This window comes from Kluyvera cryocrescens NBRC 102467, assembly GCF_001571285.1.
In the GTDB taxonomy this organism is placed as follows: Bacteria; Pseudomonadota; Gammaproteobacteria; order Enterobacterales; family Enterobacteriaceae; genus Kluyvera; species Kluyvera cryocrescens.
Genome location: NZ_BCTM01000023.1, coordinates 21,088 through 45,760, shown reverse-complemented (window position 1 = coordinate 45,760; position 24,673 = coordinate 21,088). Strand labels below are relative to the sequence as shown.

23 protein-coding genes are annotated in these 24,673 nt (G+C 54.4%); 15 read left to right on the top strand and 8 right to left on the bottom strand.

Features of this window, described 5'->3' with window-relative positions; translation table 11 throughout:
• Window positions 1-77: 77 nt before the first annotated feature.
• A complete protein-coding gene (eamB, locus tag KCR01S_RS16610) occupies window positions 78-665 on the bottom strand; it encodes a cysteine/O-acetylserine transporter (RefSeq protein WP_061284093.1) in 588 nt (195 codons plus the stop codon).
• Window positions 666-777: 112 nt separating this feature from the next.
• On the opposite strand from eamB, the gene KCR01S_RS16605 reads away from it, so the two are divergent.
• Window positions 778-1,665 (top strand): LysR family transcriptional regulator, encoded by an 888-nt coding sequence (locus KCR01S_RS16605; RefSeq protein WP_061284091.1) that lies wholly within the window; start codon window positions 778-780, stop codon window positions 1,663-1,665.
• Window positions 1,666-1,687: 22 nt separating this feature from the next.
• Here the strand turns inward: KCR01S_RS16605 and KCR01S_RS16600 are convergent, their stop codons facing one another.
• Complete coding sequence (locus KCR01S_RS16600) at window positions 1,688-2,338, bottom strand: LysE family translocator (protein ID WP_061284089.1); 651 nt, start codon at window positions 2,336-2,338, stop codon at window positions 1,688-1,690.
• A 288-nt stretch (window positions 2,339-2,626) separates the two neighbouring features.
• Between KCR01S_RS16600 and KCR01S_RS25185 the strand changes: the two genes are divergently transcribed.
• Entirely contained in the window at window positions 2,627-3,046 is a 420-nt protein-coding gene (locus tag KCR01S_RS25185; RefSeq protein ID WP_156478776.1) for a hypothetical protein, read from the top strand.
• An 89-nt stretch (window positions 3,047-3,135) separates the two neighbouring features.
• On the opposite strand, the gene KCR01S_RS16590 is transcribed toward KCR01S_RS25185, so the two are convergent.
• The 4 genes from KCR01S_RS16590 to KCR01S_RS16575 all read right to left on the bottom strand — a co-directional run bounded on the left by KCR01S_RS16590 (window position 3,136) and on the right by KCR01S_RS16575 (window position 7,732).
• Window positions 3,136-4,167, bottom strand: a complete 1,032-nt coding sequence (locus KCR01S_RS16590; protein ID WP_061284087.1) for a methionine synthase — start codon at window positions 4,165-4,167, stop codon at window positions 3,136-3,138.
• Between the two features lie 23 nt (window positions 4,168-4,190).
• Window positions 4,191-5,171 carry a DUF1852 domain-containing protein gene (locus KCR01S_RS16585; protein WP_061284085.1) on the bottom strand — a complete coding sequence of 327 codons (981 nt, stop codon included), beginning with the start codon at window positions 5,169-5,171 and terminating at the stop codon, window positions 4,191-4,193.
• Between the two features lie 257 nt (window positions 5,172-5,428).
• On the bottom strand, window positions 5,429-6,667 hold the full coding sequence (locus KCR01S_RS16580) for an MFS transporter (protein ID WP_061284082.1): 1,239 nt from the start codon (window positions 6,665-6,667) through the stop codon (window positions 5,429-5,431).
• A 177-nt stretch (window positions 6,668-6,844) separates the two neighbouring features.
• Window positions 6,845-7,732 (bottom strand): LysR substrate-binding domain-containing protein, encoded by an 888-nt coding sequence (locus KCR01S_RS16575; RefSeq protein WP_061284080.1) that lies wholly within the window; start codon window positions 7,730-7,732, stop codon window positions 6,845-6,847.
• 107 nt (window positions 7,733-7,839) lie between these two features.
• Between KCR01S_RS16575 and KCR01S_RS16570 the strand changes: the two genes are divergently transcribed.
• The 6 genes from KCR01S_RS16570 (at window position 7,840) to KCR01S_RS16545 (ending at window position 14,780) form a co-directional block, all read left to right on the top strand.
• Window positions 7,840-9,009, top strand: coding sequence for an MFS transporter (locus tag KCR01S_RS16570; protein ID WP_061284077.1), 1,170 nt, complete (start codon window positions 7,840-7,842; stop codon window positions 9,007-9,009).
• A gap of 65 nt (window positions 9,010-9,074) precedes the next feature.
• Window positions 9,075-9,278: a tautomerase family protein gene (locus tag KCR01S_RS16565; RefSeq protein WP_061284074.1), complete on the top strand. Its 204-nt coding sequence runs from the start codon at window positions 9,075-9,077 to the stop codon at window positions 9,276-9,278.
• 123 nt (window positions 9,279-9,401) lie between these two features.
• Window positions 9,402-10,433, top strand: coding sequence for an AbrB family transcriptional regulator (locus KCR01S_RS16560; RefSeq protein ID WP_061284071.1), 1,032 nt, complete (start codon window positions 9,402-9,404; stop codon window positions 10,431-10,433).
• A 148-nt stretch (window positions 10,434-10,581) separates the two neighbouring features.
• A complete protein-coding gene (locus KCR01S_RS16555) occupies window positions 10,582-11,691 on the top strand; it encodes an AI-2E family transporter (RefSeq protein ID WP_061284068.1) in 1,110 nt (369 codons plus the stop codon).
• 118 nt (window positions 11,692-11,809) lie between these two features.
• On the top strand, window positions 11,810-13,594 hold the full coding sequence (locus KCR01S_RS16550) for a diguanylate cyclase (protein ID WP_061284065.1): 1,785 nt from the start codon (window positions 11,810-11,812) through the stop codon (window positions 13,592-13,594).
• Window positions 13,595-13,745: 151 nt separating this feature from the next.
• Entirely contained in the window at window positions 13,746-14,780 is a 1,035-nt protein-coding gene (locus KCR01S_RS16545; RefSeq protein WP_061284062.1) for a GIY-YIG nuclease family protein, read from the top strand.
• 119 nt (window positions 14,781-14,899) lie between these two features.
• Here KCR01S_RS16545 and KCR01S_RS16540 read toward each other — a convergent pair whose 3' ends face one another.
• Together KCR01S_RS16540 and rnz are read right to left on the bottom strand one after the other, a co-directional pair.
• A complete protein-coding gene (locus tag KCR01S_RS16540; protein ID WP_061284164.1) occupies window positions 14,900-15,895 on the bottom strand; it encodes a chemotaxis protein in 996 nt (331 codons plus the stop codon).
• A gap of 64 nt (window positions 15,896-15,959) precedes the next feature.
• A complete protein-coding gene (gene rnz / locus KCR01S_RS16535; protein WP_061284058.1) occupies window positions 15,960-16,880 on the bottom strand; it encodes a ribonuclease Z in 921 nt (306 codons plus the stop codon).
• A gap of 44 nt (window positions 16,881-16,924) precedes the next feature.
• Here rnz and KCR01S_RS16530 point away from each other — a divergent pair, with 44 nt between their 5' ends.
• The 7 genes from KCR01S_RS16530 to menE all read left to right on the top strand — a co-directional run bounded on the left by KCR01S_RS16530 (window position 16,925) and on the right by menE (window position 24,573).
• The gene (locus KCR01S_RS16530; protein ID WP_061284055.1) at window positions 16,925-17,380 is read left to right on the top strand and encodes a GNAT family N-acetyltransferase; all 456 of its coding nucleotides are present in this window, start codon (window positions 16,925-16,927) and stop codon (window positions 17,378-17,380) included.
• Between the two features lie 200 nt (window positions 17,381-17,580).
• Window positions 17,581-18,873, top strand: a complete 1,293-nt coding sequence (gene menF / locus KCR01S_RS16525; protein WP_061284052.1) for an isochorismate synthase MenF — start codon at window positions 17,581-17,583, stop codon at window positions 18,871-18,873.
• A 79-nt stretch (window positions 18,874-18,952) separates the two neighbouring features.
• Window positions 18,953-20,623, top strand: coding sequence for a 2-succinyl-5-enolpyruvyl-6-hydroxy-3-cyclohexene-1-carboxylic-acid synthase (gene menD / locus KCR01S_RS16520; RefSeq protein WP_061284049.1), 1,671 nt, complete (start codon window positions 18,953-18,955; stop codon window positions 20,621-20,623).
• Entirely contained in the window at window positions 20,620-21,381 is a 762-nt protein-coding gene (gene menH, locus KCR01S_RS16515; RefSeq protein WP_061284046.1) for a 2-succinyl-6-hydroxy-2,4-cyclohexadiene-1-carboxylate synthase, read from the top strand. Before menD ends, menH begins: the two co-directional genes overlap by 4 nt.
• Window positions 21,382-21,395: 14 nt before the next feature.
• Window positions 21,396-22,253 carry a 1,4-dihydroxy-2-naphthoyl-CoA synthase gene (gene menB, locus KCR01S_RS16510; RefSeq protein ID WP_061284042.1) on the top strand — a complete coding sequence of 286 codons (858 nt, stop codon included), beginning with the start codon at window positions 21,396-21,398 and terminating at the stop codon, window positions 22,251-22,253.
• Window positions 22,253-23,218, top strand: coding sequence for an o-succinylbenzoate synthase (gene menC / locus KCR01S_RS16505; protein ID WP_061284039.1), 966 nt, complete (start codon window positions 22,253-22,255; stop codon window positions 23,216-23,218). The genes menB and menC overlap by 1 nt, the downstream gene beginning before the upstream one ends.
• Entirely contained in the window at window positions 23,215-24,573 is a 1,359-nt protein-coding gene (menE, locus tag KCR01S_RS16500; RefSeq protein WP_061284035.1) for an o-succinylbenzoate--CoA ligase, read from the top strand. The genes menC and menE overlap by 4 nt, the downstream gene beginning before the upstream one ends.
• Window positions 24,574-24,673 lie beyond the last annotated feature (100 nt).

The following is a 24,673-nucleotide window of genomic DNA, read 5'->3' as shown; positions in this document are numbered from 1 at the left end:
GCCGATTGTTCGGCGGTTTTTTTATGGGCGAAGGGTCGGTTGACGAGAATAGGCGGGTTAATATTATGAATCAGTCATTAGAAAAACATCCTGACGGCACAGTAAATCAGTAACAGGGCCAGCACCCGATTAACCAGCCGACCATATTGGCGAAAAATCGACTGGAACAGATGGCCGGCTAATGCCCACACCAGATTTCCCAGACAGCCAATAACGGCGAGCAGAACACTGACTGCGGTCACGGAGAGAATATTCTGCGTATACGGCAGCACGAAGGCGGAGAGCGCCGTAATGCCGTACAGAATAATTTTCACGTTGGCAAATTGAAGCCAGAAGCTCAACCAAAAACTCAGAGGCCTTTCACTGCTGTCATCAGCGGCCGGTGAGCTATTGGCTATCTTCCACGCTAGCCACAAAATATAGGCCGCGCCAATCCATACTAGCCAGTTGGTGAGTGACGGAAGTACGCTGATAAGCGTATAGGTGAAAATGCCACAGACGAGCATGAGCACCAAAAAGCCAGCGCTCATTCCTGCCAGCACGCGCAAACTGCGGCGAAAACCATGTTGGTTCACTGAACTTAGCGCCAGAATATTGTTAGGGCCAGGGGTCAGCGCAGTGATTAATGTATAGGTGAGAAAGCCACTGATTATTGTTGGTGTCACTTGTATTCTCCTTGTTGTCAGCGCATATTAGCCAGCGATATATATTCAAAAAAGCGAATGTTTTTGATATCTGACTTTCAATTTTTCGATGTGTTTGATGCGGAGTGGCTTTATGGATTTGCGGCGTTTCATCACCTTTAAAACGATTGTGGAAGAGGGGTCTTTTGCGCAGGCTGCCCGCAAGCTGTGCTGCACGCAATCCACCGTCACCTTCCAGATCCAACAGCTGGAACAAGAACTCTCATACCCGGTATTCGAAAAAGTCGGCCGTCGTATGGTGCTGACGCCGGCGGGAAAACTGCTGCTGCCAAAAGTGAGGGAGTTAACGCGCGTGCTGGAAGGGATCCGTGAGATCTCTGCCAGTGAGGAAGAGATCGCGGGAGACTTACGGATAATGGTCGGGGAGACGCTACTGGCTTATAAAATGCCGGAAGTACTGAGATTGTTTCGTATTAAAGCGCCAAAAGTTCGGTTGTCTCTGCAGTCAGTAAACTGTTATTCCATCCGGGATTCCCTGCTTGCCGATAACACTGATTTGGGCGTTTTTTATCGGGTAGGGCATGACGATGCGCTTCACATGGAATATTTTGGCCAGCAGGAGTTAGTGCTGGTTGCCTCTCCGCAGCTCGAAGATGTTGATTTTACCAGGGCAGAGCAGCATATTCCGGTCAGCTTTATTATCAATGAGCCACAGTGCATCTTCCGGCAAATATTCGAATCCTCGCTGCGTGAGCGAAAAATAACCTTAGAGAACACCATTGAGCTTTGGAGCATTGAGAGCATTAAGCGATGCGTGGCCAGTAATCTCGGGGTTTCATTCCTGCCTTATTTCAGCGTAATGCGGGAACTTGAATCCGGTGAACTTAACGCGCTGCCTTTTTCTTCCAATCCGCCGACCATTACCGCGCTTTGCGCCTACCATGCCGACAGAACCGTCAGCCCGGCGATGAAAATCTTTATCGACTGTATGCGTGAATGTTTGGGAGAAAGCGCAACCTGAATACCTGGCCGCAGCCAGGCCTTTACTTCACTGAGTTTTGCGGCATACCGCCGCTAAACAGCATGCGAATGCCCAGCCCAATCATCACCACGCCGGTGAATCGCTCCTGCCATTTTAAAAAGCCCGGATGCTGACTAAGCCAGTTGCCGAAGGTGCCTGAGGCGAGGGCGACTGATCCTAGTGAAAGGATGCCGGCCAGTTTTTGAATGCTGCCAAGAATAAGCAGCTGTAGCCAGATAGGGCCGGCGGCCGGGTCTACAAACTGTGGGAGAAAGGCGAACATGAACAGCAGTGACTTGGGGTTAGTCAGGCTGTTAATCGCCCCTTCCTTAACCGCTCTTCGGCCTGATATTTTGACGGTTTTGCCGATCCGGGTGTTGACCCCTGAGGTCGCGAGCATTTTGATGCCGAGCCATATCAGGTAGGCGGCACCCACCCAGCGGAGGACATCCAGCGCCAGCGGCCAAGCATGGACGGCGGCCACCAGGCCGAAGACCAGAAACGAAACCTGAATCGTGCCTGCAATAAAGACGTTGCCTAGCACGGTCAGCAGTGCGATCCGTCGCCCCTGACCAATGCCACGCGCGATGGTGAGCATCATGTCGGGGCCTGGCGAGATTTCCAGCAGGGCTAAGGCGACGAGGAAGGTCAGGAATGTTTCAGTCGTGGGCATACGGGTGAGCCAAAATGAAAGCGGTGAGCTACGTTACCGCAATTTCTGCCAGGCAGGAATAACCAGATTTAGCGTTGCCTCATTTGAATCGTGCGGAATGTGTCATCTATTCTTGATAGACGTCAACGTATCAACGATGCCGCATCCTCCATATTACAGGGCCTGAAATGACGCTCAGTTCAGGCAAGGTCAACCGTCAGGGATAATGCGGTGGCAATAAACGCTACGTGGGGGAGTTATGCTTGATGCTTCTCCCCACGTCAAACGAGATGAAGACAGGGTTCCACAATGAAAAAAACGATCGCGATGACCATCCTTGCGGCCGCCGCGTTGGCGGGGTTTACCGCACTCCCGGCGCACGCTATCAGCGAAGCCTATCGTGCCCAGCTTGAACGTTCGGGCTGTACGCAGCTAACTGACGGCAATGGCTGCGATATCCATAAGTCAAAAGCGCAGAATCAGGCTGCCGCACAGCCACAAGCGAACCAACGCCACGGGAAAGCGGACCCGGAGGCCGCACGAGCGGTGCAGGCGAAAATATTGCCGCAGGTTCGCGATAAGGATCTCGCTCAAGCAATTAAAGTGATGACCCAACAGGGATGGACGCGAGTCGGTAAAGACGGTGTGACGTGGCAGAAGGCCGGATTCCATGCTTTTCTGAACCAGGATGTGGATAGCCGCAAAGTGGTTGGCGTAACCATCGACTAACAGAAAACGACGTTTACCGATCTCAGGCGATGATCGAGATCGCCTGAGATCGAAAGCGGAGCCTGAGAATATCCGGCCGAGATTCGGCGTTATTTCGCCAGAATTTCCCGGCGAATTATCTCAGCGCCTGCGCTTAACGCATTCAGTTTGCCGCGCGCAACCTGACGCGCCAGCGGAGCCATGCCGCAGTTGGTTGACGGATAGAGCTTATCGGCATCGACAAACTGCAGCGCTTTACGCAGCGTATCAGCCACTTCCTCTGCGGTTTCAACGGTGTTGCTGGCAACGTCAATCGCGCCAACCATCACTTTTTTACCGCGGATAAGCTCCAGCAGATCCATCGGCACGCGAGAGTTATGGCATTCCAGCGAGATGATATCGATGTTCGATTGCTGCAGTTTAGGGAAGGCCTCTTCGTACTGGCGCCACTCCGAACCCAGCGTCTTTTTCCAGTCGGTATTGGCTTTGATACCGTAGCCGTAGCAAATGTGCACTGCGGTTTCACACTTCAGCCCTTCAATGGCACGCTCTAACGTGGCGATGCCCCAGTCATTCACTTCATCAAAGAAGACGTTAAAGGCCGGTTCATCAAACTGGATAATATCGACGCCTGCCGCTTCCAGCTCTTTCGCTTCCTGATTGAGGATTTTGGCAAATTCCCAGGCCAGCTTTTCGCGGCTTTTATAGTGGTTGTCGTACAGCGTGTCGATCATGGTCATTGGTCCCGGCAGCGCCCACTTAATCGGCTGCTGGGTGAGCTGGCGCAGGAATTTAGCGTCTTCAACAAAAACCGGCTTTTGACGCTCCACGGCGCCGACGACCGTTGGGACGCTGGCATCGTAACGGTTACGAATACGCACGGTCTGGCGCTTTTCAAAATCGACGCCATTTAAGTGCTCAATAAAGGTAGTGACGAAGTGCTGGCGGGTTTGCTCCCCGTCGCTGACGATATCAATGCCGGCCAGTTGCTGTTCAGCCAAGGAAAGGCGCAGCGCATCCTGTTTGCCTTCGATTAATTCCTCGTTCTGTAATTTCCACGGGGACCATAGCGTCTCCGGCTGTGCCAGCCATGAAGGTTTCGGCAGGCTGCCTGCAGTAGACGTCGGAAGCAATGTTTTCATAATAGGTGACCTTCTCTGGCAAATTAATTAAAAGCGTAGTTAGCAGACCATTGCTCAAGAATGTTCTTGTATGGTTTGATGAAGTTCTCTTCTGTGAACTTCCCTTGCTCAATCGCTAACTGGCTACGCTCTTCGCGATCGTAAACAATCTTGGTTAAAGAGTGATCCTGGTTATTCAGGTTCGGTTGGTAACACAGCCCGGCGGCCGAGTTAGCATTATAAATTTCAGGGCGATAAATCTTCTGGAATGTCTCCATTGTGCTGATGGTCGCAATCAGCTCAAGGGGGGTGTAATCGCTGAGCAAATCACCGGTGAAGAAGAATGCCAGCGGCGCGACGCTATTCTGCGGCATGAAATAGCGTACTTTTAGCCCCATCTTGCCGAAATAGGTTTCCGTCAAAGAGGTGCCATTTTGCTGGTATTCAATCCCTAATACCGGGTGCTGGTTGCCGGTCCGCTGATAGGTGTTCTTATTCGACACGCTCAGGCAGATAACCGGGGCTTTGTTAAAGTTATTCCGGTATTCCGCAGAGCTAACGAAATGCTTGAAAATATTACCGTGTAAATCACCAAAGTTTTCTGGGATGCTAAATTGTGGCTGTTGCTTATTATGGTCCAGCAGCAATACGCTGAAATCATAATCCCGCACGTAAGACGAGAAGTTATTACCCACAATACCGTCAAAACGTTCCTGGGTTTTATTATCGATAATATTGGTTTTCAGAATTTCAATGGCCGGGAAGGTATCAGCCTGGTCATCAATATTCATCTGCACTGAAATAATTTCAAGTTCGACGGAATAACGATCGCTCTTCGGGTTATCCCAATGCGCTAGCGTATTAAAGCGGTTATCAATCATCGCCAGCGTATTGCGTAAGTTTTCCTGACGGTTTTCTCCCCGAGCCAGGTTGGCGAAGTTGGTGGTAATACGCGTATTTTCCGAAGGGTTATAATTCTCGTCGAAAATACTGCTGGAAATCGTAAAGGTAAATTCTTTATTCATCGCTCTTGGCATCCTGAGTTCTGACATGAAGAGTGTGCCTGTTTCTGGTCTCACCAGAAAACTCTGGGTTGCCATTTAGCAGCGTTCATGTTGCTGATAAGTTAAGATGAGTTAATTTATGCCAGAGCCACCGGATGAGGGAAAGCGACTTAATTTCATAACAACATGAGTCATCTTCATGATCGATTTTGGCGGGGCGCTAAAGCTCCGGTCCCGAGGAATGGGCGCCGGAGTGGGGGAGATAAACGGACGTAGGATTACACGGCGTGCGGTTTACTCCGCGCGGCGTTATCAAGCCGTCTGATCGCGGGAACCAGACCCACGCCAGCGGTGGCGACAACGACCGCCAACGCGGCAACCAGCAGCACGTCGCTGGTGCCAAAACGCGCGGCCAGCGGTCCGGCAACCAGTTCGCCAAAAGGGATCGCCACAAACGAGCCCACCGCATCATAGGCATACACGCGGGCCAGTTTCTCTGGCGGAATATGCGTTTGCAGGGAGTGAGCCCAGGAGACACCAAAAAGACCAAAGGCGACACCCGCCGTGAAAAAGGCGGCAACCAGCCACGGCGCTGAAGCCGGCTGGCTCAGCAGGAAGATGGGAACGGCGCACAGTGCAACCAGCATGGCGCCGATAAACAGATCGCGACGGGGGCGCCAGCGCAGGGCGAGGAACGATCCGACAATCAGGCCAACGCTTTGTGCGGCAATAATCATCCCCCAGTTGGCGCGGCCAAAAGAAGCGTCGGCAATCACCGGTCCTAATACCATCACAATACCGCTGAATGCCGCATTGATAATGGTGAACTGGACGACAATCGACCATACCCACGCCCGGCTGGCGAACTCTTTCCAGCCCTCTTTTAAATCCAACAGGATATTGCTTTGTGATTCACCGGACTTGATTGCGGCCACGCGAATGAACAGATACAGCGGCGCGGCGAATGCGAAGCCGAGAGCATCAATCGCCAGCCCCCAGCCGGGGCCCACGGAGCCTATCAGGATGCCGCCAAGCGATGCGCCGATGACCGTGCCGCTATAGATGCCCAGTTGGATAAGCGCATTGGCCTGACGCAAATTCTGCGCGGGGACCGTTTGGGGCACCAGCGCCGAGGAGGCCGGTAAGGCAATACCCGCGGCGGCACCGTTAAGTGTACCCAGTAGAGCCAGACTCATGACCGTCGCGGAACCGTCAAGGACTAACCACGCTACGATAGCCTGTGAGATAGCGGCAACCAGCGAAGAGGAGACCAGCACGCGGCTGCGCGAGTAGCGATCGGCTAATACGCCGCCAATCAGCAAAAAGGCGACGTTGAAGAGTGAGCGGGAGGCGACGACAATCCCCAAATCGGACACCGACCCGCCGATATCCAGTACCGCAAACGCCAGCGCGATAGGGGCAATACCGTTGCCGAGTACGGTCAGCAGGCGCGCAAAAAAGAGGTGGCGGAAAGCACTAAAGTGAAAAGCGTGCCCTTTTTTATTATTCGTTTTCATGGTGGTAAGGGGTCTGTGTTAGGGAATGCATCTGAATGAAACTGTGTTTCATAATACTGTATCCCGAGAAGCGTGCCTACAACGGCGTTGATCTACCTCGCCATAAGCCGGATGTTTTCTTCCGGCGGCCTCTTTTCAGCAGTGAACCGACCGAACGCGGCGCTCCGTTATCGGGCGTTATGTCCTGCGAGCGCGTTCAGCGGTCATAAACGAGATAAAGCAGTTGATCACCGGGCTTATCTCACGGTTCTTGCGCCAGACGACCATCGTATTCACGTTACCAATCTGCGGAGAAATCGCATGGCTGCGGATGCTGAAATTGTCCTCATATTGCCTGACGACTCTTTCGGGCAGCAGCGCAATCCCCATGCCTGCGCTGACGCAGCCAAGAATCGCCTGAAATGAACCAAATTCAAGTGGCGTTGAATGTTCCACTCCCAGCGATTCAAGCCATTGCTCCAGGCGGGAACGATAATTACAGCCTTTCACAAACACCAGCGGTTTTGTCACCTGAAGGTCGGTACCCTGAGTGACCGCCGGATGCTCGGCCGCCGTCACCAGCACCAGCGTCTCCTGGCAGAGGATCTGTGATTGTAATGATGAATTTTCATCATGTAGCCGAGGGTTGTCGGCAACGAAAGCGATATCCAGTTCGTTATTGTTCACCTGTTGCATTAACAGTTCCGTTGGCGCGGTCTTTAAATTCAGCTCGACCGCCGGCATTTCACGATGAAAACGGGCCAGCAATGGCGGTAAGCGAATCGCCGCCGTTGTCTCCATGGCGCCGATACGCAGCGGGCCCGCGGCTTTTGTGCCCTGCATCGAGAGCTGGGCCTCTTCCAATAACGCCATGATTTTGTTGGCATACCGCAGCAGGAGTTCGCCCTCTGGGGTGATGTGCAGGCGATTTTTTTCCCGAATGAACAGCGAGACGTCGAGGCTGCTTTCCAGCTGTTTAAGACGGGTCGTGACGTTGGATGATACGCAGTGAAGCTGTCGGGCTGCGGCGGATATCGAGCCGGTTTCTGCTACCGTTTTAAATAAGTTAAGCGCGGTACTGTTCATTGTGATTGTTACTCAAAGTGAACGAACTGGTCTTTTTTATTAACTTTTTATAATCATTTGCTTATGTAAGATAACAATCAAGTTAATTACCGGATTGAGTGCTAAAAATGGATCCTGATCACAAAGACGCGCGCTATCACCAAATCCGTACTGCGGTATTTGGCATGGTTGTATTGACGCTGGGGATGGGGATTGGACGTTTTCTCTATACGCCGATGTTGCCCATTATGCTGCATGAAGGGCTTTTTACCTTTTCGCAACTGTCGCTGATTGCGAGCGCCAATTATGCGGGATACCTGTTCGGCAGCCTGCTATTTTCGTTTGGTGTTTTTACTCGTCTGGCCCATCTCAAGGCCATGCTGTTGGCCGTTGCGCTGATCACCGGTCTGCTGATTTTATTCATGGCGATTGTCACGGTGCCTGAGGTGGTCATCCTCATCCGATTCCTCGCTGGGGTGGCGAGTGCGGGAATGATGATATTTGGCGCCATGCTGGTACTACAGCACAGCCATCGTCCTTGGGTCATTGCTTCGTTATTTTCCGGCGTTGGTGTTGGCATTTTTATCGGTAATGAATATGTCATCGCCGGCGTCGCGCATTTGCTGAGTGCAAAAACACTCTGGCTAGGGGCTTCATGTATTTCAGGCGTATTACTGATCGTCTTGTGGCTTTTATTACCACGCGATGCTCATATTCCTCAGGAAATGGCGCAGCCGCTCAAGGCTGATAAAAGTATTCAATGGTGGCAGTTGGCGCTGTTATATGGCCTGGCCGGCTTTGGCTATATTATTGTCGCCACGTATTTGCCCGTGATGGCGAAAGGATTAGGGGCGAGTTTCATAGCCGAACATATCTGGTCGGTTGTGGGCCTGGCGGTGATTCCCGGTTGCTATGGCTGGCTGTGGGTGGCCAGAAAGGGAAATATTCTGCCGTGTCTGAGCCTGAATCTCATTGTGCAAGCCTGCTGCGTGGTACTGGCAGCGCTGACCCATTCTTCTATTCTGCTCACGCTAGGGTGTATCGGCTTTGGTGCGACGTTTATGGGCACCAGTTCACTGGTGATGCCGCTGGCAAAAAAACTCAAGGCGCCGCAAAAAGTGAATCTGCTCGGCCTTGTGACCCTGACCTATGGCGTGGGGCAAATTGCCGGGCCGCTGATGGTCAGCGCGTTTGAGAACCGCGGCCAGAGTCTTACCGGGCCAACGCTACTCGGCGCGGGTGCACTATTTATCGCGGCGGGTATAAGCCATTTACAATACCGAAAAACAAAATCATAGACGCGTCTGCGCATTTTAATCTTTAGAAAAACAACGACCACCTCTACCCTACAGGAGAAATGAACATGCCTTATGTCAATATAAAAATTACCAAAGAAGGCGCAACGGATGAGCAGAAAAAACGGCTCATGTCCGGCGTCACCCAATTACTGGTTGATGTGCTGAATAAAAACCCTAGCACCACAATTGTGGTGATTGATGAGGTTGATACCGATAATTGGGGAATTGGCGGTGTCCCCGTCACTGAATTACGTAAGATAAGCCAATAACGCCAGCGGATGAATAACCGGGTGATAAATACGTAGCCCGTTTATTCTATCAGCACGACGATAATCTGTATTGATTGTGCAGCGAGCTGAAATCGTGATAGGTCGAATTCATCGGGCCCTTATATGAAATGGCTAATAAGCTTTATCTTATGCATTCTGGTTGGCCAGGTTTTTGTCTTGTGCCATATTCCACTGGGCATGATGTTTGGCCCATTGATAACGGTTCTCCTGCTCAGGCGCTGCGTTGGCGTAGTGCCGACGCTTTCCGGTAGCATCACCTTGATCCAGCTCTCGCTGGGAACATCGATCGGGCTGTTAATGCGCCATTTTTCCTTTAGCGAAGGGCTGGAGATTGGACTGTTTTTCGGCCTCTTGCTGCTCTGTTTAGCGCTGCAATTCACGCTCTGTTATTTCTGGTGCCGACGAAAATTAGGCTGGAGCAAAGACGAAGCTCTGCTGGGCGCGGTTCCGGGGGCGATGGCTGCGGTGCTGGCGCTGGCAGCGCATAGCAAAACGCCGCCGCAAAAAATTGTGATTTCGCATGCATTACGGCTGATTGTGCTGACCCTGTTGGCCGGTTTTGTTTCACGAGGCGGCGCAGAAGGCAGTTTAGTCCCGGTTTCGGCCGTTTTTTTCACCATCAATAATATGCTGTGGCTGACCGCGATTGTCGCGGTGGGCTATACGTTGGGGAAATGGCTTGAGCACTATCATTTTCCCGCACCGTTTATGCTGACTTCGCTATTTTGCGCCGCCGCGCTGCATCCGCTGGCTGCAGAAACGCTCTATTTCCCGGATATTCTCAACCAACTGAGCATGGTGCTGATGGGGATGCTGTTAGGCCATCATTTCACCCTTTTTTCATTCACTGAGTTTGGCCGCCACCTTTGGTCCTCGCTGCAGCTTATCGCGATAGGGCTGGGTATCACCGTGGTGATGGCCTGGGGGGGCTCTTGGTTGGTGGGCTATCCCTTCTCTTTATTGCTGCTCTCCTGGGTGCCGGGCAGCGTCGAAACTATGTCCTTTGCCGCATTGATGCTCAAGGTCGACGCGGGGTTTGTTATGGCCAATCATCTGATTCGCATGTTGCTTATCCATACGCTGCCCGCGCTGGTTATTTTTCGCCAGCATCGACAAAGCGAGAAATCATCCTAACCGGTGTGGCTGAATATTCCGGGGCGTTTACGGCCACGGTGAAATATCCGGAAATAGGGCTGTCCGAGTTTAAAGTCAGTGTCCAGGTTGGTAAAACCCGCTAAACGCCTCTATAGTCGAGACAGTTTCCCCGCTACAGGATCCACCAATGCGCTTTAACGGACTGACCAAAGGTTTTTTCATTTTTATTCTGGCCCTCGTGACCTGGGCGTTTTTCGATGTATTGTCGCCTTACTTTTCCGCCATTTTATGGGCTGCGGTGCTCACCGTGGTCTTCAATCCGGTAAAAAATAAACTGCGCAGCGCGCTGGGAGATCGAAACGGGCTGGCGTCGTTGCTGACTATCGGCATTATCTGCCTGATTGTATTTATCCCTTTGATGATCATTCTCTCTTCGCTGGCGCTTGAGCTGAGCGTGGTCGATACCAAACTTCAGCAAAATAACACCCAATTTCCGGAGGTGGTGGCCAGCATTTTGTCCCATCTGCCTCGCTGGGCGCAGGGGTTCCTGATCGAGCACAACCTTAGCAGCGCTGCGCAAATCCAGAAGAAGCTGTCTGAGTTCGCGTTGCAGGGCGGGCAGTACCTTGCGGGCAGCGCGTTCCTTATCGGCAAGGGCACCTTTGGCTTTGCGATAAGCTTCGGCATCATGCTGTATCTGCTGTTCTTCCTGCTAAAAGACGGCCCATACCTGGTTCGCCAGATACTGGATTCGCTGCCGTTGTCGGATTTCGCCAAACAGCACCTGTTTGCCAAGTTCGTGGGCGTCACCCGTGCGACGGTAAAAGGCACGGCGGTAGTGGCGGTGGTGCAGGGGACGCTCGGCGGTATTGCGTTTGCGATTGTGGGCATTGATGGCAGCGTTTTATGGGGCGCGTTGATGGCGTTTCTCTCCCTGGTGCCCGCCGTCGGCTCCGCGATTATTTGGGTGCCTGCGGCTATTTTCCTCTTTGCGACGCAGCAGCTGTGGCAAGGGCTGTTTATCGTCGGCTTCTTTGTGATTATCGTCGGGCTGGTGGACAATATCCTGCGTCCGCTGCTGGTGGGTAAAGACACCAAGATGCCGGACTATCTGATCCTGATTACCACCCTTGGTGGTATGGAAATTTATGGCATCAACGGCTTTGTTATCGGCCCGCTGATCGCTGCATTGTTCCTGGCCTGCTGGAACTTGTTCTCCGGGCGAGATCATGCCGGTAACGCAGAAGGGCTGGACGAAGAGTTTATTGAAGAGGGAAAAAACCCTCCAGAATTGTAGCGATAAGACGATAACTCAAGGCGGCCTGCGGGTCGCCTTTTTATTATCACGCGAAATCATACATTTCCTATAATTTCAGTAATGCTTATTCATTGTCTGCTGCAGAAGGAACCAACAGGTGCGAATTGCCACAATCACGAACTGGGCCTATAGCGCGACCGTATGCCTGACCATCGTCTCCGGCATCGTCATGGTGATGGCGTCCAATGCAGATAACGCTGAACGCCAGGCGGTAGAGCAGCGTCAGGTATTCGATCAGCTTACCGATGAAGTGGAAACGGATGCCTGGGAGCTATCGGACCTGGCTCGCTTGTACGTTTTGGCGAAAGATCCTGATGTGCTGAAGGACTATCAGCAAAAAGAAGCGTCACAGGTAAAAATTGAACATCGACTATCGAAGCTAAAAGACTCAGGGGCGTCAGAAGAAGAGTTGGCGCTGCTGCATGAAGGGCTGCAAATTGTTGATGAGCTACTGGATGAGCAGAAAACCGCCTTTGAAAGCGTTGCGCGGGGGGAAGATAAAGAGGCGGTAGCGCTGCTCTATGGGAAAGTCTATGAACAGGAGCTGGACCGCGTACAGGAACGGATAGACCATTTCCGCCAGATGTTGGACAACCGCGCGCGTGACGCCATTATCGATGCAACCAACGCCTCTCGTACGCTACGCACCCTGTCTGAAGTGATGGTCGGGTTGACCGCGCTGCTCTTTTTGTTCGTCATGGGTTTTATTTTAAAGCGCCGCGTACTGCGCCCGGTAGTCCGCCTGAGCGATGTGGTTCATCGCCTGGCTTCGCAGGATTACGCTGTTGAAACGCCGAATTTTAACCAGATTGATGAAATCGGCGATATGGCGCAGGCTATCCGTATTTTTCGTGAGAATGGGTTAGCGCGACAGCAGTTGGAGAGAGAACGTGATGCCAACTGGGCGATTCGCGAGCTGTTGGCGCGAATGACTCAGCGGTTACAGGGATGCGAAACCTTTGCTGACGTCATCAATGTGGCAGAGCTTTTTGCGCCGAACATCGCCCCGGGCGTTGCCGGGCGACTCTATATCCTCGATAGAGAACCCTGGCAGATGCGCTGCGTAGCGCAGTGGCTGTCACCGAAGGGCAGCGATGAGCCTTTCCATCCGGATGAATGCTGGGCGGTGCGGCGTGGACAGAGTCATCCACCGGTGCATGGTGAGCCCGATATCATTTGTTATCACCTGCCGGAGAGTTGCCAGGATCACACGCTGTGCGTGCCGCTTATCGCACAGGGTGAGGCTATCGGCCTGCTTTCATTCCAGAATCTGGATGCCGCTAGCACCTTCTCCCGTGGCTATCTGGAGCTGATGGCCGAGGCGCTTGGGCTGGCGTTAGCTAACCAGCGTTTACGTGATGCGTTGTTGGAAAAAGCCCTCTACGACCCGCTGACTGGCCTGCGTAACCGCCACCATCTGGAAGATATCATGGGCACTCAGATGAGTCAGGCGATCCGCAATAAAGAGCCGATTAGCTGCTTAATGATCGATATCGATCATTTCAAAAGTATTAACGACCGCTTCGGCCACGAGGTGGGGGATGGGGTGATTAAAAGCGTCGCCGCCATTATTCAGCGCGTGGTCCGTGAAGGCGGGGTCGCCTTCCGCTACGGTGGCGAAGAGTTTCTGGTTTTGCTGGCCAATATGGATGAAGAGGCCGCTAACCGCTGCGCAACGGTGATATTTAACGGCGTACGCGAGATGCCGCTGCGTTTTGGCGGCGTGGATGTCGGCCATGTTGACGTTTCTATCGGCGTGGCCAGCTACCCTGAGCATGTCCAAAGCGACAACCTGCTGCGTGCTGCCGACGTGGCGCTCTACCGCGCAAAAGAGATGGGCCGTTCGCGGATCGTTAATTTTGGTATGCTGGAGGCGGGGTGATAGGTTGATTAACATAACGACATCATAGGTCGTCGATTGCTTGCTTCATTGTTGAGGCGGGCGGCATTGTGCGGATGCGATGATAATTGCTTAAGCATTTTCGTCACAGCATAATGAAAAAAATAGAGCAACCTGCGACAGACGGACGAATATGACCGAAGAATTATACGGATATGTATATATACTGGAAGTTTCGGATATCGACCTGCCGGTATGTAAAATTGGCATGACCACCAGAGACCCGGTTGCGCGATGCCATGAAATCAATAAAAGTTCTACCGGGGATTTTATCTGGGCAGTCGCTTACAGTATGGCCGTTAATGACTGTAAGAAATTTGAAAAGCTGCTTCATCATAAATTAACCCCATTACGCCAAAAAAGGCGGGAGTTTTTTAATCTCAATGCCGATGACGCTTATAAAGCCGCCATATCCATATTGGATGCACAAGATGATATAACATTAGTCCGCGACTATGATTCAGCAGTCGTGTATGAGGGTAAAGCCAAATCTAAAATGAAGAACCGTTATTCTGCTCACTCCAGACATCACTCCGTTGAATTTGCTGATTTGCTGCAGTCATTCTGTGAAGCGCTGGGGGTAAAGGGCAGAGCTTTTGGTCAGCTCAATAAACCCTTTTTTGGTATGAGTGATGGGTATGAAGGCGTGCAGTGGAATATATCTGTCAATACCCAAACGGATAATATCTCTATTGGCGTGAATCTTGAAGGGATGATGTACAAAGATTGGCCGATCGCCCGACTGATTCGGACAGAATTAACCAATCCTGAATTACTGAATGTTATTCCACAATTAGAGAATCCCGACGTCATTTTCATGACGTTTTCCCGAGATGCGTGGCAGGTCGCTTCTCGACCTGAAATCAAAGAGAAATATATTGGAGGGAAATCATTTTCTCTCAGTGAGTTGACGTATGAGAATTGGCATTCGATTTTAGTTGAAGCGCAGGAGTGTCTGGATCAAAAGTATGATTATCAAAGGCGCAATACGCAGGATGTAACATTGATAAAGAAGGATGGCCATCATGTTGTCCGTGCAATGCCGGTCTCACCACACTTAACTATCTGGTCACCGTTGCTGATTAATGGCAGCGTTGAAGAGTCAATTAAAAATAAGATAGCGCAATTGAATCTGATTTATTTATGGATGGTAAAGAGAGCTTGTTAACTAGTGGATGGATTAACAAGAGAACAACCGGCATATTGTGATCTGTGTTTAATGACGACATCACCTATTTACCGCCAGGTTAATCACCGTATTTCCCCTGGCGGTGTTCACTTCGCAATTTACCGTACCGCGTGCAGCGGGCTTTCCCCTTTGCCACTTGCCTTATTCAGCACGTTCTCGATAACCGACGCCAGCTCATTAATTTCAAATTTGGCGACGTAGCCGTCAGCATTGACCTTGCGGATATGATCCTCGTTGGCATTGCCTGACAGCGAGGAGTGGATCACAACCGGAATATTTTTCAGCCGCGGATCGGTTTTGATCTTGCGGGTGAGGGTGAAACCGTCCATCTCCGGCATTTCGAGATCGGTCAGCACCAGCGCGATTTTATCGCTAACCGGAATACCTTCCTGCGCCGCTTCCTGAGCAAGCCGCTCGATTTTCTCCCAGGCTTCTTTACCGGTCACGTGCAGCTGTGCCGGGATATCCATTGCCTTCAGCCCTTTTTCCAGCATGGCGCGCGCCACTTTTGAGTCTTCCGCGACGATGGCGGTTGCCCCCGGTTTGATGTTGAATTTGCGCGGGCTCAGCTCTTTGGCATGCAGATCGTGGTTGGCGGGGGTGATGTCGTAGAGAATTTGCTCGACATCGATAACCATCGCCAGATTGTTGCTCTCCACCTGCTCGTCGAGGCAGGCAATGCTGGTGATGTATTTTCCATTCACGGCTTTTTCAGCGGTATGGATTTGCGTCCAGTCCAGACGGGTGATGTTTTCAACGGACTCAACGGCAAAGGCCTGTACGCTGCGGGCGTACTCGGTGATAAGCAAAATATTCAGCCCATTTTTAGGCTTACAGCCCGCCACGGCGGCAAGATCGATAACCGGGATTATCTGGTCGCGAATGTTCACCATCCCCATCAGCGGCGGCTTAATTCCGGCAGGGCGGGTGAAGCTTGGCATCGGGACAATTTCCCGCAGCTTAAAAACGTTAATGCCGTACAGCTCGGAGGCGTCACTCTGTGACGCTGCCCCCAGCCGGAAGAGCAACAGCTCAAAACGGTTGGACAGCGTCAGGTTTGCCCTGTCGTCGATCTCTTTCTGGAAGTTATCCATGGTGCCCTCAGCGTGGTAAAGCGTAATCTCGATAGCAGAGTTATCGGCACCAAAGGGCAAAACGTTATGCCAGCGTGAAGGTGGCAAAATCCTCCGCCAGTTCGCACGCCGGGAAATGGTTGCGGCACTCGGCCAGCAGTCGGCGACAGCCTTCAGCATCGTAGCGTGAGCTGACGTGGGTGACGATAAGTCGTTTAGCGTTGGCGGCCCGCGCCAGCTGGGCGGTTTGCTCGGTTGACGAGTGACCGCGGCTATTGGCTTTTTCCGCCATTGCCGCTTCAAGGGTCGCTTCATGGACCATCACATCGACATCCCGGGCCATCTCTAGCGCAGACTCACAGGGCGCGGTATCACCAAAAATGGCGATCTTTTTGCCGGGCGTTGCCGGGGCGATAAAGTCTTTACCGTGGATCGTGCGGCCGTCATCCAGCGTCACGGACTCACCGGCCTTTAGCCGCTGGAAGAGTGGGCCAAATGGGACGCCGGCGGCAATCAACCGTTTACCGTCGAGGGAGCCAGGTTTGTCGTGCTCTTCAATGCGAAAACCGTAGCACTCCACCGGATGGTTTAACGGATATGCGCTCACTTTGCGCAGGCCATCATCCAGAATGATGCCAGGGCTAATTTCAACGATCTCCAGCGGGAAGTCGGTCCATGAACCGCTTAGCCGCAGGCTGGTTTCGACATATTCTTTGATCCCTTTTGGGCCGTAAATCGTCAGCGGCTGGACGTTGCCCGCCATGGAACGGCTACAGATTAAACCCGGCAGGCCGAACAAATGGTCGCCGTGTAAATGGCTAATAAAAATGCGATCGATTTTTCCCGGGTGAAACGCGGTGTGCAGTAGCTGATGCTGCGTCCCTTCGCCGCAGTCAAAAAGCCACTGCCCCGGTTGTGTCGGATGTTGCAGATGCAGCAGCATTGCTGTTACGTTGCGGGTTCGGGTTGGCACGCCCGCGGATGTGCCTAAAAACGTCAATTGCATAGCGCCGCGCCCCTGGCGGTAAATAAAGGTCTAAGGAGCCTACCATGATTCGCTGGCAAGATTTGCACCATTCTGAACTCACCGTCGCGGAGCTGTACGCCCTGCTGAAACTGCGCAGCGAAGTGTTTGTGGTCGAACAGGCCTGTATTTATCTTGATATTGATGGTGACGACCTGCTCGGTGAGAACCGGCATATTCTCGGCTGGCAGGGCGATACGCTGGTGGCCTACGCCCGTATTCTGGTCAGCGAAGAGGCGGTTGAACCGGTGACGATTGGCCGGGTGATTGTGAGCCCCGCGGTGCGCGGCGAACGTCTGGGCTATCAGCTGATGGAACGAGCGATTGCCAGCTGTGAACAGCGTTGGCCGGAGCGAGCGATTTACCTTGGCGCACAGGCTCATCTGCGTGCTTTCTATGGTCATTTTGGCTTTATTGCCGTGACCGATGTGTATGACGAAGACGGTATTGCGCATGTCGGGATGGCGCGCGAGGTTCAGTAAGCCCTGGCCTATTCATCACCACGGCTGATTCACGCCGCTGCCGTCCGGCAGCGCGGACGATTAACGTCTATAGTAAAGGCAAAGAGCGTTGTTTTTCAGTGCGATATTGCCTTATTCGCTTCTCGCTCCCTCATCGTGGGTACTGCTTTTTATCCTTAGTACCCCGTATACTATGTGGTTTTTATGATAGGGAGGTTCGCGTGCGATCCATACTAGCGGCGTTGCAGAGCCTGTCAGGGCATCTGGCAGACGATTTTCCTGCGTTGCCCGGCACGCGAATCATTGAAGTCACATTCCCTTTGAACGATGCGTTCGACCCGCTGGCCTGGCTTACCGCGCAACCGGTGTGGCCGCAGTTCTACTGGCAGCAGCGCAGCGGCCGCGAAGAGATTGCCGCCCTTGGCGCGGTACACCTATTTTCATCGTTGGCGCAGGCCAATGATTTTCTGGCAACCCAGGAACGCGACGATATTCGGCTGTGCGGCGTGAATGCCTTTGATCCCCAGCAGGGGATGCTGTTTCTGCCGCGCCTGGCATGGCGACGGGAAGCGGGGCGTGCGACGCTGCGACTCTACCTGTCGAGTGAGACTTCGCTACAGCAAGATGCAGAACGTGCCCGCACTTGTCTGGCTGCGCTCTGCGCGGATCACACACCCACTGAATTGGCCTTGCAGCAGGAAGGTGAAGCGCATCTCCCTGACAAAGCGGGCTGGTGCCAGATGATTCAGCAAGCCACGCAAGCGATTCGCCGTGGTGAGTTCAGCAAAGTGGTGCTGGCGCGCGCGACGGATCTGCTGTTCAGCCGAGCCCCTCACGCCGGCGCACTCATGGCGGCCAGCCGTCGGGTCAATTTCTCTTGCTATCATTTCTATATGGCTTTTGATGCCCAGCGGACCTTCCTTGGCTCATCGCCGGAGCGCTTATGGCGTCGACGCGGCCTTCATCTTGATACCGAAGCGCTGGCCGGTACCGTGGCTGGACATAGTGATGATGCTGCCGCGCAGCGCTTGGCCGACTGGCTGATGAACGACGATAAAAACCAGCGGGAAAACGGTTTGGTGGTGGAAGACATCTGCCAGCGCCTGCAGGGCATGACGCAGACTCTGGACGTGTTACCGGCCGAAGTTGTGCGTCTGCGCAAGGTTCAGCACCTGCGTCGTCGTATTCAGGCCGAGCTGGAGACGGCGGATGACACGCGCTGTTTGCTGCAGCTACAGCCGACGGCGGCGGTGGCGGGCTTGCCCAGAGCGGCGGCGTTGGCCTTTATTGAACGTGAAGAACCCTTTACCCGGCAATGGTATGCCGGGTCGGCTGGCATTCTCTCTCGTCGCCAAAGCGAATTTTGCGTCACGCTGCGTTCGGCGATGATAGAAGGTAATACGCTGCGGCTGTATGCCGGCGCCGGTATCGTGGAAGGCTCCGATCCCGAACAGGAATGGCAGGAAATCGAAAATAAAGCGGCGGGACTCCGTTCATTACTGTTCTCTGAATAAAACATTATCGACTCATATCAAGATCCTACTCTTTCGTAGAACTTATACTGAGCCGCAATATTTGATACCGGACAATTTCATGTCAGTAAGCGCATTTAACCGACGCTGGGCGGCGGTGATCCTTGAAGCATTAACCCGTCACGGCGTGCGGCACATCTGCATTGCGCCGGGATCGCGCTCGACGCCACTCACCCTGGCCGCGGCGGAGAATCGCACTTTTATTCACCACACCCACTTCGACGAGCGCGGTCTTGGACACCTGGCATTAGGGCTGGCCAAAGTCAGCCAGCAGCCGGTGGCGGTGATTGTCACGTCCGGTACGGCGGTTGCCAATCTCTATCCTGCGCTGATTGAAGCGGGATTAACCGGTGAAAAGATTATCCTGTTGACGGCAGACCGCCCCCCGGAATTGATTGACTGTGGCGCGAACCAGGCTATTCGTCAGCCGGGGATGTTTGCTTCACATCCTTCGCAAACCGTTTCACTGCCGCGCCCAAGCCAGGATATTCCGGCGCGCTGGCTGGTATCGGTGGTGGATAACGCCCTCGGCGCGCTTCACGGCGGTGGGGTTCATATTAATTGTCCGTTTGCGGAACCGCTTTACGGCGATATGGATGAGACCGGACTGAGCTGGCAGCAGGCGCTTGGCGACTGGTGGCAGAGCGATAAACCCTGGCTGCGCGAAGGGCTGCATCAGGAGAGCGCGGTACAGCGTGATTGGTTCTTCTGGCGCCAAAAGCGCGGCGTCGTGGTTGCCGGGCGAATGAGTGCAGAAGAGGGCAAACAGGTTGCGGCCTGGGCGAAAACGCTGGGCTGGCCGCTCATCAGCGATGTGCTCTCGCAAACCGGGCAACCGCTGCCGTGCGCCGATCTCTGGTTGGGGAATCCCGCCGCGATTAGCGAACTGGATCAGGCGCAGATTGTGGTACAGCTCGGCAGTAGCTTAACCGGTAAACGGGTACTGCAATGGCAGCTTTCCTGCGAACCTGACGAGTACTGGCTGGTGGATAATCTCACCGGCCGCCTGGATCCGGCGCACCATCGCGGACGCCGTCTGGTGTGTCATATTGACCGCTGGCTGGAGCAACACCCGGCGGAGAAACGCACGCCGTGGACGACAGTGATCCCCGCTCTTGCTGAGCAGGCCTGGCAAAGGGTGGCTGAACACAGCGCCCACTTCGGCGAAGCGCAACTGGCGCACCGAATTCACCGTTATTTGCCGGAACAAGGGCAGCTTTTTGTTGGTAACAGCCTGGTAGTGCGTTTGATTGATGCTTTAGGCCGGCTACCCGCAGGATATCCGGTATACAGTAATCGCGGAGCCAGCGGTATCGACGGGCTGATCTCGACGGCAGCGGGGGTGCAGCGGGCGAGCGCTCGGCCAACTCTGGCTATCATCGGCGATCTCTCTGCATTGTACGATCTCAACGCGCTGGCGCTGCTGCGTCAGGTCTCGGCACCGATGGTGCTGATTATCGTCAACAACAACGGCGGGCAGATCTTCTCCCTGCTACCAACGCCGGTCTCCGAGCGCGAACGCTTTTACGCGATGCCGCAAAACGTGCAGTTTGAGCATGCGGCGAAGATGTTTGGTCTGCGCTACCAGCAGCCGCAGGATTGGGATGCGCTGGAATCCGCGCTGAGCACCGCATGGTGTACCCCTGCGACCACGGTGATTGAGCTGGTGGTGAACGACACCGACGGTGCGCAAACTTTGCAACATCTTCTGGCGCAGGTCAGCCATCTATGATTTTGCATGCCACCGCCGAACGCGGAGAGCCGACGCAGCCCTGGTTGGTTTTCCTGCACGGTTTTTCCGGCGATCGCCGCGAGTGGCAGCCGGTCGGTGAGGCATTTGCTGATGCCAATCGTCTGTATGTCGATCTGCCCGGACACGGTGGCTCAGCCTCCGTGCGGGTTGACGGCTTTGCCGCCGTGGCGGAAATGCTCAAAGCAACGCTTCTTAGTTACAACATACTTAACCACTGGTTGATTGGTTACTCGCTGGGCGGGCGGATTGCGATGTATTACGCCTGCCGCTCGCAGCCAGAAGGCCTGGCAGGGGTGATTGTTGAAGGCGCCCATCCGGGGCTGATGGATATTAACGCGCGGCAGCAACGGCTGGGTAACGACCAGCGATGGGCGCAGCGTTTTGCTACTCAACCGCTGGCAGACGTGTTTCATGACTGGTATCAACAGCCGGTATTTTCCAGCCTAACGGCAGTTCAGCGCGATGCGCTGGTGACGCTGCGTCAGGCTAACGATGGCGGCGCATTGGCCGCCATGCTGCTGGCGACGTCGCTGGCGGTGCAGGACGATCTGCGTCCGGCGCTGCGTCGTTGCCTCACTCCTTTCTGGTATCTCTGCGGCGAGCGTGACCACAAGTTTCGCGCCATCGCGGAGGAACTCTCGCTCCCATCCCGCATTATTCGTGATGCCGGGCACAACGCGCATCGGGAAAACCCCGCTGGCGTGGTTGCGTGCCTGGCGCAGATTTTGCCTTTCTGACAATAGGACACGTTATGATTTATCCTGATGAAGCTATGCTGTATGCCCCTGCCGAATGGCACGATTGTTCTGAAGGTTTTACCGATATCCTGTATGAAAAATCCGCCGACGGCATCGCCAAAATTACCATTAACCGCCCGCAGGTACGTAACGCGTTTCGTCCACTGACGGTAAAAGAAATGATTCAGGCCATGTCTGATGCACGCTATGACGACAACATCGGCGTGATCATTTTAACCGGCGCGGGCGATAAAGCGTTCTGCGCCGGCGGTGACCAGAAAGTTCGCGGTGATTACGGCGGCTACCAGGACGATAGCGGCGTGCACCACCTGAACGTGCTGGACTTCCAGCGCCAGATCCGCACCTGTCCAAAACCGGTTGTAGCGATGGTTGCGGGCTTCTCCATCGGCGGCGGCCATGTGCTGCACATGATGTGTGACCTCACTATCGCGGCAGAAAATGCGGTCTTCGGCCAGACCGGCCCGAAAGTCGGCTCCTTCGACGGCGGCTGGGGCGCCTCCTACATGGCGCGTATCGTCGGTCAGAAAAAAGCGCGTGAGATTTGGTTCCTGTGCCGTCAGTACGACGCGAAAGCCGCGCTGGATATGGGCCTCGTGAACACCGTGGTACCGCTGGCGGATCTGGAAAAAGAGACCGTACGCTGGTGCCGCGAAATGCTGCAAAACAGCCCAATGGCGCTGCGCTGCCTGAAGGCGGCGCTGAATGCCGACTGCGATGGTCAGGCGGGGCTGCAGGAGCTGGCTGGCAACGCAACCATGCTGTTCTACATGACCGAAGAAGGACAGGAAGGGCGCAATGCCTTTAACCAGAAGCGTCAGCCTGACTTCAGCAAATTTAAACGGAATCCGTAATGCGGCGCGCGCAGGTTTACCGCTGGCAGATCCCGATGGACGCGGGTGTGGTTCTGCGTGAGCGGCGGCTAAAAACCCGCGACGGGTTATTCGTCTACCTGCGTGACGGCGAACGCGATGGGTGGGGAGAAATTTCCCCCCTGCCGGGATTCAGCCTGGAAACGCTGGACGAGGCGCAGGCGGCGCTGCTCGCCTGGGCAACCCGCTGGCGACAGGGCGAAGATCTTGAATGCCCCACGCTCCCTTCGGTCGCTTTCGGGGTCAGCTGCGCGCTCGCGGAGATCAACGATGAACTGCCGCAGGCGGCGGACTATCGTGCGGCACCGTTGTGCACGGGCGATCCCGACGAACTGGTGCTGAAGCTGGCTGAAATGTCCGGCGAGAAGGTGGCTAAGGTGAAGGTCGGGCTCTACGAGGCGGTGCGCGATGGCATGGTGGTGAACCTGCTGTTGGAGGCGATTCCCGATCTAACGCTACGGCTCGATGCCAATCGCGCCTGGACACCGCTTAAAGCCCAGCAGTTCGCTAAATACGTCAACCCTGACTATCGTTCACGCATTGCCTTCCTCGAAGAACCGTGCAAAACCCGCGACGATTCCCGTGCCTTTGCTCGTGAAACGGGTATTGCTATCGCCTGGGATGAAAGCCTGCGCGAAGCGGATTTTCGCTTTGAAGCCGAGCCGGGCCTTCGGGCGGTGGTGATTAAACCCTCACTCACCGGTAGCCTGGCGCGCGTGAAAGAGCAGGTGGCTGCCGCACATGCGCTCGGTCTGACGGCGGTGATCAGCTCTTCCCTGGAATCCAGCCTTGGCTTAACCCAGCTGGCGCGTATTGCTGCCTGGCTAACGCCGCAGACCATGCCCGGGCTGGATACGCTGAATCTGATGCAGATGCAGCTTGTCCGCTGCTGGCCGCAAAGTTCGCTACCGTGTGGGGGGATTGAAGACATGGAGCTGCTGCTGTGATGTTTGCCTCCTGGCCCTGGCGGCACTGGCGTACCCAGCGTGGCGATGCGCCCGCGCTGCGTCTGGATGATGAGACCTTAAGCTGGTCAACGCTTTGCCAGCGTATCGACCGGCTGGCCGCGGGTTTTCAGGCACAGGGCGTTAATGCCGGTGATGGCGTTGCGCTCTGTGCGCGAAATCGTTCCGATGCGGTACTGGCCTGGCTGGCGCTGTTGCAGTGCGGGGCGCGTATTCTGCCACTCAACCCCAAATTACCATCGGCACTGATCGGCGAACTGCTGCCGGGATTAACCCTGCACCATATCCTGAATCTTGAAACCGACGATAACTACGGCCTGCCGCCGCTACGTAGCCTGGCTCAGTCCGGCGGCGTTGACGTTGACTGGCAGGCGCAGCGCTTTGTCTCCATGACGTTAACCTCCGGATCAACGGGGCTACCGAAGGCAGCGGTGCACAGCGCGGCGGCCCATTTGGCCAGTGCTGATGGGGTGTTAAGCCTGATCCCATATCATGAGAACGATTGTTGGCTGCTGTCGCTGCCGCTGTTCCACGTCTCAGGACAGGGTATTTTCTGGCGCTGGCTGCAGGCGGGCGGGCAGATGGCAATCAGCGAACGGCCGCTGGCGCAGGCGCTCGCCGGTTGTTCTCATGCCTCGTTGGTGCCGACGCAGCTGTGGCGGCTGCTCAATGATAATCAACCGTTAAGCCTGAAAGCCGTACTGCTCGGTGGTGCGGCCATTCCCGCCGCGCTCACAGCACAGGCAGCCCAGCAGGGGATTCGCACCTTCTGTGGCTATGGTCTGACTGAGTTTGCCTCTACCGTATGCGCACGGGAAGCCAACGGCGGTGATGATGTCGGTACGCCGCTTCCGGGGCGCGAGCTGCGGCTGGTGGATGGCGAAATCTGGCTGCGGGCGACCAGCATGGCGGCGGGGTACTGGCGCTGCGGAGCATTAATTCCGTTGCTCAACGATCAAGGCTGGTTTGCCACTCGCGACCGCGGTGAACTCTGTGAGGGTAAGCTGCGGGTAATAGGGCGGCTGGATAATCTCTTTTTTAGCGGTGGTGAAGGCATCCAGCCCGAAGCGGTGGAGAAAGTGATTGCTCAGCATCCGGCGGTATCACAGGTTTTTGTGGTGCCGGTTGATTGCCCTGAATTCGGACAGCGCCCGGTTGCCGTGGTGGATGCTGAACCTACGCTGAATCTGCCAGAAATGGCCATATGGGTGAAGGATAAGCTGGCGGGGTTTCAGCAACCTTACCGTTGGCTGCGGTTACCTGACGCGATGAAGGGAACGGGAATTAAAGTCTCTCGCCATCAGCTTAAGCTGTGGGTCAGCAAGCAAATTCATTAACGTATAATAGTTCTGCATTATTGAATAAATATCAATTATCATTGCCACGGATATGGGGTTGTACTTGGTTACAATCCCATCGTTTATTGCCCGTTCAGGA